This window comes from Salinicola sp. 4072 (assembly GCF_036663415.1).
GTDB classification, from domain to species: Bacteria; Pseudomonadota; Gammaproteobacteria; order Pseudomonadales; family Halomonadaceae; genus Salinicola; species Salinicola salarius_A.
The window spans coordinates 1-1,255 of sequence record NZ_JAXOVV010000073.1; the positions used below are offsets into that span (position 1 = coordinate 1).

The 1,255-nt window shown below is 64.7% G+C and carries 1 protein-coding gene; it reads right to left on the reverse strand.

Features of this window, described 5'->3' with window-relative positions; translation table 11 throughout:
* Positions 1-1,255: IS66 family transposase (gene tnpC, locus R3F72_RS18510; RefSeq protein WP_332780475.1), on the reverse strand; the 1,255-nt coding region annotated here is incomplete at both ends.

Sequence of the window (1,255 nt, forward strand, 5' to 3'; positions counted from 1 at the left end):
CTGAAATCTTCTGCTGGACCTTGGTCATCCGCAGGTCACGCTCCCCTTGGTTATTGGTGAAGGGCGCGGCGGGGTCGTCGAGGAAACGCAGCACGTCGTCCTCGTACGCCTGGAGACGTTCGAGCAGGTTACGTGCCTTGGTACGTTTGGCACGACCGCGCTTTCCCGGTGGTGGTGGGATCGGTGGCGGACACTCGGTCTCACCCTCTGTCAGGCACTGCCGATAGCGGACTCGCCAGCGTTGCGCCTCTTCGGGCGAGAGCGTGCCACCGGCAGCGTCAACGGCCTGATGCATCTCCAGCAGCAGATCATGCAGCGCCTTGGCCCACTTTTGGTGGTCATTTTCCCAGGCCGCAGTCAATTCACGCAGGTGATGGGCGTTGCAAAGTGCGTGGCGGCAATCCGCGTAGCGGTAGTAAGGCTTCCAGTGATCATGCACCAGCACCCCCTGGACATAGGGCAGGATGCCGATGGCATCCATGGCCTCCTGACCTCGCTTGGCGTGAGGCGCCAAGTAGGTCAGGGCGTCATTCGAGGCGCTGTGCAGCCAGTAGCGCTTGCCGCCGACCTGCATCCCGGTCTCGTCGGCATGCACGGTCGCGGCTTGCCTCAGCGCCGGGATCGCCCACTCGGCAAACGCCTCGGCGCGCTGATAGGCCTCTTGATTGAAGGCGAACAGCGTGCCGGTGCTCAGCGATAGATCGCACTGTGAGGCCAGCAGCGCCTGGATGCGGGCATAGGGCAGCAACTGATACTGCGAGAGATAGACGACATGCGCCTTGAGACGTGGGCCATACTGGATCGGGCGGGTCACGCCGTCGGGAAACGGCGCCACATGGCGCCGCCCGAGATCGTCCTCCAGCACCTCGGCGCGATACTCGGTGACGACGGCCTGGATCACGATGTCTTGCACCTGGCGCGTTTCGATGCCGACCGAGCGATAGGTGCGCCCTTTGGGCAAGGTGCGGCGATCGACGCGCAACGACACGATCTCGTCGGGATCGGTGACCGGCGCCAGCGTCTTGCCTTCGTGACCCGGTTGCCCGCCAGGGCGACGCTCGCCCTTGGCCCGGGAACGGCGTTGGCGGTTGGGGTCTTGTGACGGCGGCTTGCTGCTGTTGCGGCTGCTGGTGGCCAGTCGGTCGGCCATCAGCTTGACCAGCAGCATCAGCACGTCGATGGCAGCACGCAAGGAAGGCGAGACCGTGTGGTCTTCCTTGAGCTGCTGCCGGACCCGTTCCAGGGCCTCGTCGAC